The 14,470-nt window shown below is 40.9% G+C and carries 16 protein-coding genes; 8 read left to right on the forward strand and 8 right to left on the reverse strand.

Translation table 11 applies throughout. From position 1 onward, the window contains the following. Positions 1 to 231 precede the first annotated feature (231 nt). A complete protein-coding gene (locus BCU91_RS17075) occupies positions 232 to 441 on the forward strand; it encodes a YdcH family protein (RefSeq protein WP_076539247.1) in 210 nt (69 codons plus the stop codon). A 99-nt stretch (positions 442 to 540) separates the two neighbouring features. Here the strand turns inward: BCU91_RS17075 and BCU91_RS17080 are convergent, their stop codons facing one another. Next, positions 541 to 1,008 (reverse strand): hypothetical protein, encoded by a 468-nt coding sequence (locus BCU91_RS17080; RefSeq protein WP_102531985.1) that lies wholly within the window; start codon positions 1,006 to 1,008, stop codon positions 541 to 543. A 311-nt stretch (positions 1,009 to 1,319) separates the two neighbouring features. Between BCU91_RS17080 and BCU91_RS17085 the strand changes: the two genes are divergently transcribed. The 4 genes from BCU91_RS17085 (at position 1,320) to BCU91_RS17095 (ending at position 3,030) form a co-directional block, all read left to right on the forward strand. Beyond that, entirely contained in the window at positions 1,320 to 2,153 is an 834-nt protein-coding gene (locus tag BCU91_RS17085) for a mechanosensitive ion channel domain-containing protein (protein ID WP_102436921.1), read from the forward strand. A gap of 263 nt (positions 2,154 to 2,416) precedes the next feature. Further along, positions 2,417 to 2,554, forward strand: coding sequence for a hypothetical protein (locus tag BCU91_RS20415; protein WP_198590490.1), 138 nt, complete (start codon positions 2,417 to 2,419; stop codon positions 2,552 to 2,554). A 54-nt stretch (positions 2,555 to 2,608) separates the two neighbouring features. Then, entirely contained in the window at positions 2,609 to 2,839 is a 231-nt protein-coding gene (locus BCU91_RS20420; RefSeq protein ID WP_198590491.1) for a hypothetical protein, read from the forward strand. Then, positions 2,836 to 3,030 carry a helix-turn-helix transcriptional regulator gene (locus tag BCU91_RS17095; protein ID WP_102436925.1) on the forward strand — a complete coding sequence of 65 codons (195 nt, stop codon included), beginning with the start codon at positions 2,836 to 2,838 and terminating at the stop codon, positions 3,028 to 3,030. Before BCU91_RS20420 ends, BCU91_RS17095 begins: the two co-directional genes overlap by 4 nt. A gap of 27 nt (positions 3,031 to 3,057) precedes the next feature. On the opposite strand, the gene BCU91_RS17100 is transcribed toward BCU91_RS17095, so the two are convergent. After that, the gene (locus tag BCU91_RS17100) at positions 3,058 to 3,531 is read right to left on the reverse strand and encodes a GNAT family N-acetyltransferase (protein WP_241901083.1); all 474 of its coding nucleotides are present in this window, start codon (positions 3,529 to 3,531) and stop codon (positions 3,058 to 3,060) included. 140 nt (positions 3,532 to 3,671) lie between these two features. On the opposite strand from BCU91_RS17100, the gene BCU91_RS17105 reads away from it, so the two are divergent. Then, positions 3,672 to 4,379, forward strand: a complete 708-nt coding sequence (locus BCU91_RS17105) for a DUF3313 family protein (RefSeq protein ID WP_102436927.1) — start codon at positions 3,672 to 3,674, stop codon at positions 4,377 to 4,379. A gap of 76 nt (positions 4,380 to 4,455) precedes the next feature. Here the strand turns inward: BCU91_RS17105 and BCU91_RS17110 are convergent, their stop codons facing one another. Next, positions 4,456 to 5,334, reverse strand: a complete 879-nt coding sequence (locus BCU91_RS17110) for a radical SAM protein (RefSeq protein ID WP_102531986.1) — start codon at positions 5,332 to 5,334, stop codon at positions 4,456 to 4,458. A 157-nt stretch (positions 5,335 to 5,491) separates the two neighbouring features. Here BCU91_RS17110 and BCU91_RS17115 point away from each other — a divergent pair, with 157 nt between their 5' ends. After that, the gene (locus tag BCU91_RS17115; RefSeq protein WP_102436930.1) at positions 5,492 to 5,755 is read left to right on the forward strand and encodes a hypothetical protein; all 264 of its coding nucleotides are present in this window, start codon (positions 5,492 to 5,494) and stop codon (positions 5,753 to 5,755) included. Between the two features lie 93 nt (positions 5,756 to 5,848). On the opposite strand, the gene BCU91_RS17120 is transcribed toward BCU91_RS17115, so the two are convergent. From BCU91_RS17120 to BCU91_RS17130, 3 genes are all read right to left on the reverse strand, one after another. Beyond that, positions 5,849 to 6,166 (reverse strand): putative quinol monooxygenase, encoded by a 318-nt coding sequence (locus BCU91_RS17120; RefSeq protein WP_102531987.1) that lies wholly within the window; start codon positions 6,164 to 6,166, stop codon positions 5,849 to 5,851. Between the two features lie 76 nt (positions 6,167 to 6,242). Continuing rightward, complete coding sequence (locus BCU91_RS17125) at positions 6,243 to 6,722, reverse strand: GNAT family N-acetyltransferase (protein WP_241904106.1); 480 nt, start codon at positions 6,720 to 6,722, stop codon at positions 6,243 to 6,245. Between the two features lie 128 nt (positions 6,723 to 6,850). Next, positions 6,851 to 10,078, reverse strand: a complete 3,228-nt coding sequence (locus BCU91_RS17130; protein WP_102531988.1) for a TonB-dependent receptor — start codon at positions 10,076 to 10,078, stop codon at positions 6,851 to 6,853. A gap of 326 nt (positions 10,079 to 10,404) precedes the next feature. On the opposite strand from BCU91_RS17130, the gene BCU91_RS17135 reads away from it, so the two are divergent. Further along, positions 10,405 to 11,199, forward strand: coding sequence for a S1/P1 nuclease (locus tag BCU91_RS17135; protein WP_102531989.1), 795 nt, complete (start codon positions 10,405 to 10,407; stop codon positions 11,197 to 11,199). A gap of 173 nt (positions 11,200 to 11,372) precedes the next feature. Here the strand turns inward: BCU91_RS17135 and BCU91_RS17140 are convergent, their stop codons facing one another. Further along, the gene (locus BCU91_RS17140; RefSeq protein WP_241904107.1) at positions 11,373 to 13,325 is read right to left on the reverse strand and encodes a cytochrome c3 family protein; all 1,953 of its coding nucleotides are present in this window, start codon (positions 13,323 to 13,325) and stop codon (positions 11,373 to 11,375) included. Positions 13,326 to 13,648: 323 nt separating this feature from the next. Further along, the coding region (locus tag BCU91_RS17145) for a permease (protein WP_198590492.1) at positions 13,649 to 14,470 on the reverse strand (822 nt) is incomplete at its 5' end.

A 14,470-nucleotide genomic window follows, 5' to 3' on the forward strand; every position in this document is an offset into this window, starting at 1 on the left:
GGTTAACTGGGTCACATAAATTCTGTTATTAAACATTCGAGTGATGATTAAAAATTACAAATGTAACTAACATCACTAATTTACAGCACCATAAATCAGCAAAGGCTAAATAGCCAATTTTAGTTGATTAAAAAGTTTTTGGGGCAATCAATTAATTATTGATCCCGGTCACATTACCTACAGCCAAGTAGCGCTAATTTGTAGTTAACATTAGATAAAAGGAGTAAGTCGATGTTTCCAGAGTACCGTGAGCTAATCAGTAAACTTAAAACCTCAAATGCCCATTTCTCAAAGATTTTTGATGAACATAATCAGCTAGATGAGCAGATAAAACATCATGAGCAGCATTACAGTAGCGATAGCACCCCAGAGCTGAAAATACTAAAATCAAAGAAGCTGCATTTAAAAGAAGAAATTTTTACCATGCTGCAAAAGCAGTAATGGCTATTGCGTATTAATCGCCAATATTGGCGATCAAAAAAGGACGCTTGAAGCGTCCTTTTTGTTGGCTCATGTAAACCATCTGTTTAGCGAGAGCAGTTATTTTGCGGCGCTAAGCGCTTTGATTAAGGTTTCGTTTGAATCAAAGTTCTCGATGCTAACAACGGTTAGCTTATCTAGGGTCACCATAGTGGCCATATCTTCTTCAGTAGGCCAGTTTGCAGTTGCATCGCCTTCACGATCTAACCCCATAGCAAACGGTAAATCCTTCATTTGGGGGATAGCCACAAAGCGAGCAATCAATGATGGCATACCGCTGATATCAGCAATATACACCAAGTTTGCAGGTTGCTGCTCTGCTGTTGTTGCTTCTAATGCCGCTTGAATGAATTCGCCACCTTTCATGCCGCGACTAAACAAAACCACTTGAGTTTGCTCATTAACCACTAGCGGTTGTTCAAATTGATCTTCTAAGGTAATTGGCTCAATTTTATCATTCACGACAAACACATTCGCCTGTGCTGAAGCCATAAAAAGTACACTAACTGCAAATAAAAGCGCTTTCATGTTATTTTCCTGAATTAAGTGATAAGCCCTTATTTGAAATGACAAATTGTTTGGGCATTTTTGCTAATAAGGTCTTAAATTAAAAATAGCCAACTCACTATACTCGAATCTGTGATTCGACTTTATTACATTGGATTAGAATCATGATGCATCTCACGGATTAATACAGACTTAATTATTCGCAATAACAGAGGCTTCAACAATAAAGTAGCGACAGCAATAAGTGTTAATTAATTGCAAAAATGACTTTATTACCATTGGAATATCACGCATTATTTCTCTGTTAATTCGTCAAAAATAAGAACATCATCATGAATGAAACAAGCTTAGATCAAGAACTGCAGCAAATACAGAATGTCTACGACCTTCTTACTGAATTTATTGTGCAATACAGCTTTCAAATTGTTGGCGCTGTCATCATCTTACTTATCGGTATCTGGATAGCGAATAAAGTATCGAACTTCGTTGTTAGCCAATTCGAAAAGCACGATATTGATGTCACCTTGGGCAATTTTGTCTCCAATCTGGTGAGGATTTGCATCATTGCGATGGTGGCGATCATTTCGCTAGGGAAACTCGGTATTAGCGTCACCCCAATGGTGGCCGCAATTGGTGCCGCATCATTAGGTGCAGGTTTAGCACTTCAGGGGATGCTGGCCAACTATGCTGCTGGGGTCACCATTATTGTTACCCGACCTTTTGTTATTGGTAACACCATTGAAATTAAAGGTGTGGCTGGAGTGGTAAAACAAATTCAGCTCGGCTTAACCATATTAACCAATGAAGAAGGCGAGTTAATCAGTATCCCTAATAAACATATTGTCGGTGAAATACTGCATAACTCTCATGAATATAAGTTAGTCGACACTCAATTTAATATTGATTATCAAACCGATCCCCAGCAAGTGATTAAATTGATTTCAGATGCTGTCATGAGCCATGGAGGCGTCAGCCAAACGCGCACTCCACAAGTGGGCATTAATGATTTCAACAGTATCGGGATGGAAATCGGTGTGCGTTATTGGGTGCCAACCAATAGCTATTTTGAAGACAAGTACCAAGCGAATTTAGCCATAATCAAAGCGCTTAAATCAGCTGATATAACCATTCCATGTCCTGTAAGAGAAATACATTTGCAGCAGTAGCTTAGCCCGTAAAATATGTCTTCAGGCGAATGCTAAAAGCTAAGTAAACAATCGTTATTTCAACGTAAAATATCTAAGTATTCTCAGCCAGTTTATATAATAACTGGCTGAATTCAGCTTTATATTGTCACCGTTAAAGTCATCAGTAAAAGTCACCATTTGCTTACTAAATGTCATCAAAACTTGACATGAGTAATTTTTAGTCACATAGTTAGGTCAAGTTTACTTTACTTAAAGACAAGCTAACTTGAAAGGAATGATTTATGAATACACCTAACTCAACAGAAAATGATTGGAAAAAGTGCAATAACGTCAACAGCAATCGTTTAGCCAAATGGACCGCTGCATGGGTCATCACACTCGCGATATCGACTTTTGGTCCAATGTTTATTTGGTCGTAACATGACATCATTACCGCCGCTGCGATTGGATTTAATTTTTTGGTCGGTATCGGGATGATTTTCGCTAATAAAAAACACCTAGCTTCCCTTGATGAACTACAACAAAAAATTCAGCTTAACGCCATGGGGCTGAGTTTAGGCGTCGGATTAATTGTGGGCATCAGTTATTCAACGCTCGACACCACAGGGCTGATTAATGCTCATGCAGAGATATCTCACTTAGTCATCATCATGAGTTTGACCTACATGGTGGGGATAATTTTAGGCAATAGGAAGTACCGATGAAAAACAGATTAAAAGTACTTCGCGCAGAACGGGACTTAACCCAAGCACAACTGGCAGAGTTACTGAGCGTTTCCAGACAGACTATTAATGCTATTGAGAAAGGAAAGTTTGATCCAAGTTTGCCATTGGCATTTAAAGCGGCGCGCCTTTTTGGGCTAACCATTGAAGATATCTTTCAAGATGAGGCATAACCTGCCTCTTCGTCAGCTCAATACCACTCAGGCCGTTAAGGTTTTATGCATAAATAGGCTGCTAGGGTCATTATCATAATCAGCAAACTTATCGCCAATGTCAAAACCAAAGCTTTGATACAATTGCCTTGCGGGTTTAAAAAAATCCATTGAGCCGGTTTCTAGGCTTAACTTCTCATAACCCTGACATTTAGCAAACGCTAGCATATGTTGCAGTAAGTGCTTAGCAACACCTTTACCGCGATGTGCATTAGCAACCCGCATCGACTTTATTTCACCGTGGCTGGCAGTTAATTGTTTAATTGCGCCGCAGCCAAGTAGCTGCTGATTTTCCCACACAGTCCAAAAGGTAATATCATCTTGGCGCAGTTTTGTTAAATCTAGCGCATGGACACTTTCTGCTGGCGACGTGGCGTACATGTCCTGCAAGTGTTCATTTAATAGTGCCGCCACCTCAACGCCAGACAAATCATCGACTCGAATATCCATATTTGAACTCATGCTCATAAACCTTCTATTTTTAGTCTTGTTTAACCAAAAGCCATAATTCAAACACTGACTCTGAGCGCTAAATCTATTATTGACTCTGCAGTGATAGCTGCCATATTTATTAGCACAATATACATTACTGGATTGATTATATGCGCAAGACTTATTTAACTGCTAGCCCCTTAATTTGCTTGATAGCATTCACTCTCATGGGCTGTGCATCGGGGCCTGCCAGCCTGCAACAAGGACCGGACGCTGAAATAACCAAAGAAGGTTTAGTTAAAGTCGATAACTCCAGGCTGGCCTTATCGTACGCAAGACCCGATGTAAATTGGCGCCAATATACCAAACTGTACTTTGAACCGACCCAAGTCACCAATGATCATCCTGAAGGTTATCGAGCGCCTCGAATTAATAAACAAACTGAAGGGCCTAATGCCACCTACGACTTACCCCAAGAGTCCCTTGATAAAATGGCGCTGCAATTTAGTAAAACCGTTAGCGATGTGTTCAATAGTGAGCAGCCCTTTGAGTTAGTCACAGAAAAAGGTCCTAACACCTTAGTGATTGAAACCGCTGTAACCGATATCCGCTTAAGCGCGCCAATTGAAAAATCCCGCCGAAGCTATAATTCCATGGGAAAAACTTATACCCAAAACTCAGGCTCAATGGTGTTATTGGCGGTACTTAAAGATGGACAAAGCGGTGAAGTGTTAGCCAAAGCGGCTGATCGCGGTGTGGGCTTTGATCAATGGCGTCAAAACACCCAAGTATTCAATTGGGGTGATGTTAAAACGGTTTATCGTCACTGGGTCAATGATTTCAAAAATGCCTTAATGACGGCGGTAGCCGAAGAATAGAGTCAATAGCAATAAGCCTTAAAAACATACTCGATAAGCTCTGTGCCAATTGTGATACCACAATTGGCACTGTTAATTACAAGCCCCGCTGCCATTCTTGGCGTAACGGAATACTGCCTTTAATCGCTTGTTCTACTTGAGCCAGTAATTGCGGCTTATCTTTGCCTAAAACGCCTTTCAGCACTAAATAGTTTGAGGCATGATCAGAACGAAAAATAGTTTTCTCCAGTGCAAGGCCCGATAACAAAGTTTGCATTTCGGTCAACAGCCCCAGTTGATCGGGCAACACAAAATCACCATCAAATGCCTGATCCATTCTCTCGGTCCCCAATGGCAATGTCACCACCAAGGTAGATAAATACTCAGGCTGAGCTTGATTCATCAACTCTGCAGATGCCTTAGCGTGCTGAATAGAAAGCGCCTTACCCCCTAGCCCCATTAAAATCATCACTGATGACTTGATCCCGGCTTGCTTTATTTTGCTTAAAGCAGCTAAAGAGGATTCAAAGGTTTCGCCTTTTTGGATACGGGTTAACACTTCATCGTCACCACTTTCACAGCCGATATAAAGTAAAGACAAGCCTAAGGCTTTAAGCTCCGCCAACTGTTCAACGGTTTTGTTAGTTAAATTACGCGGTAAGCAATAACTACTAATGCGAGTGACACTGGGTAAATGTTTATTAATCAGCTGGCAGATTTCTTTTAAGCGCTTAAACGGCAACGTCATTGCATCACCATCAGCTAGAAACACTCTAGAGATTGGTACCCCTGAAGCGGCAGCGCTGAGAATATCTTGCTCAATAGCATCGACTTTGTGGGCGCGAAATTTTTTTTGCTCTTGGGTATACATATCGCAGAAAGAACATAGGTTCCAGCTACAACCATTGGTCACCTGCAATATCAGCGACTTCCACTCTGATGGTGGTCGATAAACCGGTTCAATATAGTGAATCATCTAAATAACCTCTAAATCCCTATCAATGACAGTTTTTGTATTAAAAATACTCGTTAAGATTGTTTTTCATTCTATTTTTTGCAATAAAACGTTTGAATTGATCATTTTGCTTGTTTATAGTCGATTAATAAAAATAATTATTCAGGCCAATTGATTTATGAATCAAGTCGCATATCAGCTCAGTGAAAGACGTGAAAACCCTCGTTCTCATGAAGAGCATTGGGAGTTGCTGACTGCAGATCAAAAAGTTGCCCTATACGATTTAAACCGCTTTGGTTACAGATTGCTTTTTGTGAGAAGCATGCCAGAAGGCCCTCTGGCTGTAATTTCTCAGCAAGATGACATCGCCATTATTGACCATGAAGGTGAGTTAAATTTACACCCTAATTTAACCTTAAGGGAATTACCTAAGCCCCATTAAACTTAGCGATTAACAAAGCTATCATCGTATAATCGAAATAATTTAAAGAGTGCACTCGCACTCTTTTTTTCATTTTGCTAATCAGTTTAATGCTTAAGCAATCACTTCATTGAACACTTCAACCTTATGTGACTCAACAAGCTCAGGCATAACATTATGGAAATAATTTTGAATATAATCAGTCGCATTATGTTTATCAAATACTGCTCTGTCGGCAAATTTTTCCACAAAGGCCACTTTGCTATCATCATCTAAACTGATATTTAATTCGTAGCGAATACAACCTAATTCACGGCGAGTCGCGGGGATCAGCTTAGCAAGAGCTGCAACCAGTAAATCACGTTTACCTTCTTTAGCAACAAACTGAGCAACACAGACGATACGGGTATTATTGATGATAAAATCTGACATTATTTTTCCTTAATACTGATAATATAAATACGCTAATACAAACTAAATAAACTGTTCCTATAGCAGTCTTAAATGACTAGTTATTTTGTAAATTAAGTAGCATATCGATATGCGGTATGGCGTCTTCAAGATACATTTCTGAATTTAAGATAAAGCCCTGCTGCTGATAAAAATCGCTGAGATGTTGTTGCGCGCCTATTTGGATGCTGGTTTGCGGCCACTGAGTTTTAACAACATTAATTGAGCGCTGCATTAACGCATGTGCAATACCATGTCCACGGCCCTTTTCTGCCACAATCACTCGGCCAATACTGGCTTCATCATAACTCACACCTGCCGCTAAAATTCGCGTATACGCAATGAGTTCACCTTGCTGATTCATTCCTAACAAATGCTTGGTTTGCGGTAATCGGTCTTTCTCATCAAGCTCGGGATAAGGGCAGTTTTGCTCCACCACAAACACATCGACTCTGAGCTTTAATAGCTCATACAACTCATCAAGGCTGAGTTCATTAAAGCTCAATAGCTTCCAGTGCATTGAATTTAGTAACGACATAACTACCCACCAAAAATTGATCTCTATGGCCGCAGTCTAGCATGATTAAATAAGTGGATTAACCGGTGAATTTCAGCCAAAAAAATACCGAGCATAAGCTCGGTATTTTCAGGTTAAACTAGCTCAATTTAGAACTTGTATTTAACGCCAACTTTTAACTGCCAAGCAGACTTGTTTACGTCATAGCGATTGTAATTGTCAGTCTCTAACCCATCTTGCCCGTAAGGCACTGAGTAAGTGTAAACACCCGTTTCTGGGTTATAATTATGGTCTACCAACTTCTTACTACCATAGCTTTGTGTTTCTACACGGCCCCAATCATCATTCATCAGGTTAAGTACGTTTTTCACGTCAAAGTATAAAATACCTTTATGCCCATCCATAAATCCTGGTAATTCCTGAGTGAAACGGAAATCTAACTGATGTACCCATGGTTGGTTGTCAGTCCCTTTAGGTGCTATACCGCCGGCATATTTACCTAAACCAATTTCATCAATCGCTGCTTTAAATTCCTCATATCCAAACTCTGCGTCGTATTCCGGATTGTAGTAATACTCCACATTTGGATCATCCGCGCCCGTTGGAATATAAGGTAGATAGTATGAAGAACCATAAAACGCACTTTGATCACCAAAGCCGCGGTCTTTAAATGAACCAAGCACCCAAGTTAACGGGTTACCTTCACGGGCTTCGTAGAACATATTGAAGCTAGATGCATAACCAGCAACAAACTCAGTTTCATAACCTAGGCTAACAGTGAAACGGTGTGGCGTTTCATAGTAACCAGGACCCATTGTCGTGCCATTTCGGTCAGAACCAACCGGCGTAAACTGGTAATTAGACGTCGCTGTTGAACTAGAGCCCTGGTTACCTTCGTCTAATGAGTTATATGCATAACTTGCACGCATATTAAGACCCATATCCCAATTCTTAGCTAATGAAAAGGTTAGTGTTTTACTAGTTCCATCTTCTTCAGCATTGGTTAGCATCAAGTCGTAACGTTCATAATCTTCATTTGTCGGATCTAAAGGATCGAAAGGCTCATAAATCACACGGCCTGTTGCATCTGTTTTAACTTCGCGACGAGCCAAATCAACCCAAGCAACATCATTTTCTTTTTGAATGTATAAGAACTCACCACCGAAGAACCAATCTTGACCTAGGGCACCAAAGTCCCAAGTACTGTCAAACCCGATGCTCGCACGCCAATCTGAAGGAAGCTCAAAGTTCGGGTCTAATGAGTTAGTGTTACCATCGCCGCCCACTAAGCCATCTTGTGCGCCGTTTGGCACATTGCCAAAATCAGGCGTTCCCCAAGAAGTATCCCAACCATCGTTGAAACTTAATAAGCTATTACCATCATTTGAGAAACTGTTTGACATCCAAACTGTTGGCTGACCACCACTGTAACGGCCTACGCCACCACGAAGAGATACATCATCAGTTAGCAGGTATTTAAAGCCAATACGTGGTAACCAGATATCTTTACCATCGAAAGTACTGTTATTGGCAAAATTATAACGGTCTACAAAGTTTTGATTAAGAGAAGGCGCCTCTGTCATGCTGATGGTTTCGTAGCGTAAGCCAAAGGTCATTTCTAAGTCGTCATTAATATTCCAAGTATCCTCAGCAAACAACGCTAAAGTACTCATATTAAATTCTGCAGCTACGTCTGTTGGATTGCCTGACTTTGCATTTGAATAAAAGAAGTCATCAACAATGGCCTGCTCAAAGTCTTCAATTGATTTGAAACTCCAGTTACCCAATACGTTTTGTGCGAACAAATTGAATACTTCAATTTTATTGTATTGCACACCAAAGCCTATTTCATGATCACCTAAGTAGTAATCACCAACAAAACGCATTTCTAAATTTTGGTTATTTAGCTCATTAGCTTGGCGTGATTTATCTGTACCAAAGGTAACTTTGTCGCCTGAACCAAAGCTTTTCCATGGTTCATCAGCATTTGGGAACCAGTAAGTTTGTACTTCAACTTGGCCAATACCTAGGTCATCAATGGTGTTTGAGTTTGAAGTGGTATCTTTGTATGCCACTTTAATTTCAGTACTGAAATCTTCAGTCCAGTCGCTGTATAAATTAGCAGCGTACGTCTCTAAGATTTCTTCTTTGTTATACCAAGTGCTTGATAACTTAATGCTGCTTGAGTTGTTTGCTAAGTTGTTAGTTAAGTTACCTTTGGTATTTTGATAAGTAAAACTGGCACGGTGATCGTCGTTAATATTCCAGTCAATTTTAGCCAGAATTTTCTTATCTTCTTCTTGAGGGGTTTTATCGTAAGCACCAATATTTTCTAGACCGTAAACGCTTGCTGCTGCATCTCTCACACGCTGCAATTCGGCTTCTGTAATGTCAGAGTTGTTGCCAAAACCAGCTCCTTCAGGTCCCCATTCAGCAGATTTTGGCGCATCAAAGCTTTCATAAGAACCAAAGAAAAACAGTTTATCTTTGATGATTGGGAAGCCAATGGTGCCTCCAAAGGTTTTTTCTTCGAATTTTTGTTCTACCTTTTCACGAACACCATCTTCATCTGCGCGAGTAAGACCTTCACCAGCCATGCTGTCATTGGTCATTTCGTAAAAAACGGTACCTGAAACTTCGTTAGTACCAGACTTAGTTACCGCATTAATCTGCGCGCCAGTAAAGCCACCTAATCGTGCTGTATAAGGAGAAACATTTAACGCAACACTTTCAACAGCATCAATTGAGATGGGTGAGCGTTGAGTCGGATAACCATTTGAGTTAAGACCGAAATCATCATTTTGAGAAATACCATCGACAACGAAGGTGTTAAAGCGAGGGTTCATCCCCGCTACGCTCATGGAAATACCATCGGCACCCACTACAGCCATTGGGTTTTGACGCAATACATCTTTAAGATCACGACTAATTCCTGGTGCGTTAGCAATTTCTTTTGCGCCAAATTCACTATTAGCGCCTGCGCTGCGATAGTAACTCGCAGTTCCGACAACACCGATACGTTCCATATCAGCTGCAGATTGCAGAGTACGGTTGAAACGTAATGTTTCACCGACGTTTAGATATAAATCTTGCTCTATATCATCAGCAAATTTACCTGAATCAACTTTGATCAGATAAGGACCACCAACACGAAGACCACGAGCAAGGAATTGACCATCAGCGCCTACTGACACTTCTGTCACTGTCCCAGTTGGTTCATGGATGATAGTAATTGTTGCATCTGTAACAGCATTTCCTTGAGGACCAACAATCTGACCGCGGATGTTTGATGCAGTATCTGCGGCCATGGCTGGTAGAGAAACGCCCATAGCAAAGCATGTCGCTAGCGCTAAGCGACTGATTTTATTGTTTAACATTTTCAGACCCCTGAAATATTTTTATATTTATTTATGTACTAGTTAATCTAGCTTTATAAAGAAGTTTGTAGAGTAAAAACTTCAGGCGCTAGTTTATAACCAATTTGTTTCAAAATCATGTCATTGTTGAACTATTTAGCAACAAAACTTAAACTGCGAGCGTCAACTTCGCGCAACATCCACAACAAAGCATGAACAACAGCCGCAAAGTAGGCTCTTTAGTCACAAAAAATTAATCTAAAAAGTGACTTTCATCATTCGCTGTCTAACCTCATTTAAGTGGTTTACTAGGTCCAAGCTACTTAAATGCCAATGGAATAATAATAATGAAACCTGCTGTATTGTTAATCAGTGCCACACTGGCTGTATCCGTTTTTACTAGTCAGCCAGCACAGGCATTTGGCCAATTAGGTCACCGTATTATTGGTGAAATTGCCCAAAATAATTTATCCAAAACCGCTCAAAAAAAGATTAATCAACTGACAAAAGGTGAATCACTGGCCCAGATGTCGACTTGGGCAGATGAGATCCGTTCAGACAAAAATTGGTATCACTCATCGCCTTGGCATTATGTGTCAATTGACGATGGCAAAACCTGGGACACTGTCACCAGAAACCCGAAAGGCGATATTATTGAGCGTCTTGAAAAATATGAACAAGTACTAAAAAGCACCACCACACCTGAACAAGAAAAATGGCAAGCATTGGCTTTTTATGTGCACTTTGTCGGCGATATTCATCAGCCATTACACGTAGGTCATAGCCATGACCGTGGCGGCAATGCTGTAAAATTGAAGTGGTTTGGTGACGACACTAACTTGCATTCAGTGTGGGATAGCAAGCTGATTGAGCATCAAAAATTAAGCTATACCGAATACACAAAATTTATCAGTCGTATTTCAGCAAAAGATATCAGCGACTGGCAAGGTCAAAACTATTATGTGTGGGCGGATGAATCCAAAGCCTTGCGTGATGCCGCGTATGAGTTAGAAAAAAATCGTGATGATCAGCCTGATTTGCGCTTCCAATATATTTTTGATCACACCCCAACTGTGGAGCTAAGAATGCAGCAAGCAGGCATTCGCTTAGCCGAAAAGTTGAATATTATTTTTAGTCAATAATATTAAAGCGTCTTTTAACTGACTTATTTACATCATTAAATTGCACTAATGTTGCAACACAAACGTAAAAAAAGAGCCACTAGTAATAGTGGCTCTTTTTGTTTCTAACATCTCAATATTAAGTCATTGTTATCAACATAACCTTGCAGGGCATTTATGTCGATAATGAATCATTAACGTTCGAAGTTATGGAACTTCTCGATACCGAATGATTTACCTTCAGCATGACACGTTGCACAAGATTCTGATGTTGGTGCTAAGAACCATTCATCAACAAAATCAGCTTCTGGCTTGTTGATTTCACCACCGTTGTCTGTCATATGGCTTATAGCGATATCTTCAGTATGACAACCAGCACAGTTAGCTGTGATTTGACTAGTGTAAACACCTGATGTACCACCATTCATAGATTTAGAAGGCATGAATTGAGCAGGTACTTTATTCAAATCAACAACTGTTGCATGGCAAGACACACAGCTTTCAGCACTTAATTTTAAAGCTGAATTAGCAACAAGGACTTCATTACCTCTACTATCAAGTTCAGAACCTTGATATGGCTGGTTACCCCAATGTCGTGCATGGATCATAGGGCCGAAGCCTGGTGCACTAATCGCTTTCCAACCTATTTGAAGTTCTTCATCATTGCGATCCATTGCAGGGATAGTATAGCCGGCATCAATTCTGAATTTATCAGTCAGGAAAGCATCCATAGCAACAGTTCTTGCTGACGCACGATCGTTACCAGCGGAGTGACATGATAAACAACTTGCGCCGCCATCAGCAAAGCCAGCACCTCCGTGGAATTCACCCGCTACGTTGTGACAAGTTGTACAGCTTTCTTGTGTCACATTTAAACGACGACCATTTTCAGATAGTGCAGCCAGAATGACTTTATCATCTTCATTGGTTTGGAAGGTGGTTCTAGCAAGCATTGATAACGCTTCGCCTTCTGGCGCCACATATTCAATACAGTACTCACGGCTACCGTCTTCATTATCAGTAAATGTAGTTGTACCTGACACAGTATCTATCACGTTACTGATTAAGCGTTGGTAAGTAATAGCAATAGTGATATCGCCAGCAGCTAACATTTCAGCAGTGTTTAACAGTGTTGCTGTCTCACCTTCAGTGTTGAAAAGTGAGTAAGTTGAACAAGAAGATAAGCCATCTTCAGCTGCAACAACTTCTGACATTACTGAGTAATGCACTTCATTGACTTCAACTTGTGTAGGGAACTTTGTGTGTAAACGACGGAAATCAGTGTCTGCAGCGAATGCATTCATGTCTACATATTCGTTCATACCAGCTGCTTGGTGACAATCAGAACACGTTGTTTCTGAGTAAGTCATTGTCACAGGTTCAGCATGACAAGTGTAACAGTTACTACCTTCGAAACCTGTTTCGAAGTTCATGTGATTGATATGACCAATCTTTTGCATGGTGTTGGTAGCATACCCGCCATCATCTTTAGTCACGTTTCCGTGGCAAGTCATACAACCGCCAAGGAAGTCAGCTTCGCCATCTGTGTTGATCGCCGTATAGTGAGGGTGCTTAGTACCAAACTCAGCGTAATCTACGTGACACTCATAACATGCAGCAGTACTAGTCGTGTGAATACCTGCAGTCTTATCAACCACAATGTAACTAGACTTAGCAATGTTTTCACCGCCACCAACAGCTAAACGAATAATACCTTCTGAAGCAGCATTGATGTTTTCGATTGGAGCCACGAACTCATAATGCCCATCAGCAACTTCAGTTAAGCTAGCGCCTTCAGTTTCATCGCTAGCACTACCACCAAGAATTGTGCCTTCAAAATCATCACGGCTGCGAGCAATACCTTTGTCGGTCAATTCAGCAAACTCAACGCTTGCCTTCTCAAGACCAGAAATTAACACACCTTCTTCATCGCTAATTTCAAAATCAAATTTAACCATACCTTCTTCTAAAGTGTGGTTAAATATTTCAACATTGGTGACTGTTGAGGTTTCTACAACAGGTGGGGTAGGTCCTGGACCTGGTTCACCTGGTGCACCGTCTTTGCCATCACTACCACAACCCGCAATCCCCATTGCAGCTGCGATAACGAATGCTAATTTGCGTTTCGTTAAATGTTTCATCATCATCACTCCGATTGTTAGTACCACTTAATGGGTACGGAGCGCATACTAAGTAGGTAGCATGCAGGAATGAGTGATTAAGTTCACGAATAAACAGTAACCTAACAATAACGATGTTATTTAAAGTTAAAGTTTGAACCCGATCTCATTAAGCATTTACTTATATTAACCATTAAAACCTAAGCGCTAACTTAACAAACAAAAAGCAACAAACTAGGTTACAGGGTGTATCAGTAATTTAGACAAGCCTACTATTGATAACTAAATGACACAGAAGCATAAAAAAGGCCCTTCAAGGGCCTTTGTGGTTTATAAGGGACAATCAAAGCTTATGAACAGCAATCTCGTTTTATGTTCATTTTAGGCAGTTTATCCCAAACGACTTTTGCCATTAATATCGCTAATACAATGCCAGAGCTTAACACTAACCAATAGGGCAATAACTCGTGTTGTTCACCGATTTGCGGCATGACCACAAAGCCAAACTCAGCCACAAGATAGTTAACCAATATCCCTGCAACCAAAGCCACACCTAATACCCCGCCCAGGTAACCAAACAAGGCGCGCTTTCCTAACTCTTTCGCTACCACACCTAAAGTCGCGATATTAGTCGCAGGCCCTGCCATCATGAATACCAGAACTGCCCCCGGTGATACCCCTGCTAACAACAAGCCTGCCGCTATCGGTGTTGATGCGGTGGCGCAGATATACATAGGCACTGAAATTAACACCATGACTAGCATAGCGAGAATGCCATCACCCCATTTTGCTAAAAAGTCAGTCGGCACATAGGTTTGTACTAACGCAGCAAAGAATAATCCGACTAATAACCACAACGTCGTATCTCGCACTAAATCGGTTGCGGCATACTTAAGTCCAGTGAAGATACGAGACAGAATAGTTTCTTGTTTAAGCTCGGTCGCCATGTCTTGGGTTGATGCACAGCAGCTTTCTTCACTGGCAGCAGATGTTGTCTCACTTGAACAACATCCACTTTTCTCTTCTTTAGCGGCCTCTGACTTGCTTGAACAGCAACTTGTAGCCTCAGCCTTAACGGATTCAGATTTACTCGCACAACAACTCGCTGCCTCAGCCTTAACGGATTCAGACTTGCTCGCACAACAACTCGACGCCTCAGCCTTAACGGATTC

Origin of the sequence: Shewanella sp. 10N.286.52.B9 (assembly GCF_002873635.1) — a bacterium.
Taxonomy (GTDB): Bacteria; Pseudomonadota; Gammaproteobacteria; order Enterobacterales; family Shewanellaceae; genus Shewanella.

Excerpts from the sequence above, each read along its gene's own strand:
- BCU91_RS17120 (WP_102531987.1), bottom strand. The coding sequence starts at position 6,166 with ATGTCAGATTTTATCATCAATAATACCCGTATCGTCTGTGTTGCTCAG.
- BCU91_RS17080 (WP_102531985.1), bottom strand. The coding sequence starts at position 1,008 with ATGAAAGCGCTTTTATTTGCAGTTAGTGTACTTTTTATGGCTTCAGCA.
- BCU91_RS20420 (WP_198590491.1), top strand. The coding sequence starts at position 2,609 with ATGATTTTCGCTAATAAAAAACACCTAGCTTCCCTTGATGAACTACAA.
- BCU91_RS17075 (WP_076539247.1), top strand. The coding sequence starts at position 232 with ATGTTTCCAGAGTACCGTGAGCTAATCAGTAAACTTAAAACCTCAAAT.
- BCU91_RS17130 (WP_102531988.1), bottom strand. The coding sequence starts at position 10,078 with ATGTTAAACAATAAAATCAGTCGCTTAGCGCTAGCGACATGCTTTGCT.
- BCU91_RS20415 (WP_198590490.1), top strand. The coding sequence starts at position 2,417 with ATGAATACACCTAACTCAACAGAAAATGATTGGAAAAAGTGCAATAAC.
- BCU91_RS17140 (WP_241904107.1), bottom strand. The coding sequence starts at position 13,325 with ATGATGATGAAACATTTAACGAAACGCAAATTAGCATTCGTTATCGCA.
- BCU91_RS17100 (WP_241901083.1), bottom strand. The coding sequence starts at position 3,531 with ATGAGTTCAAATATGGATATTCGAGTCGATGATTTGTCTGGCGTTGAG.
- BCU91_RS17095 (WP_102436925.1), top strand. The coding sequence starts at position 2,836 with ATGAAAAACAGATTAAAAGTACTTCGCGCAGAACGGGACTTAACCCAA.
- BCU91_RS17115 (WP_102436930.1), top strand. The coding sequence starts at position 5,492 with ATGAATCAAGTCGCATATCAGCTCAGTGAAAGACGTGAAAACCCTCGT.
- BCU91_RS17085 (WP_102436921.1), top strand. The coding sequence starts at position 1,320 with ATGAATGAAACAAGCTTAGATCAAGAACTGCAGCAAATACAGAATGTC.
- BCU91_RS17105 (WP_102436927.1), top strand. The coding sequence starts at position 3,672 with ATGCGCAAGACTTATTTAACTGCTAGCCCCTTAATTTGCTTGATAGCA.
- BCU91_RS17135 (WP_102531989.1), top strand. The coding sequence starts at position 10,405 with ATGAAACCTGCTGTATTGTTAATCAGTGCCACACTGGCTGTATCCGTT.
- BCU91_RS17110 (WP_102531986.1), bottom strand. The coding sequence starts at position 5,334 with ATGATTCACTATATTGAACCGGTTTATCGACCACCATCAGAGTGGAAG.
- BCU91_RS17125 (WP_241904106.1), bottom strand. The coding sequence starts at position 6,722 with ATGTCGTTACTAAATTCAATGCACTGGAAGCTATTGAGCTTTAATGAA.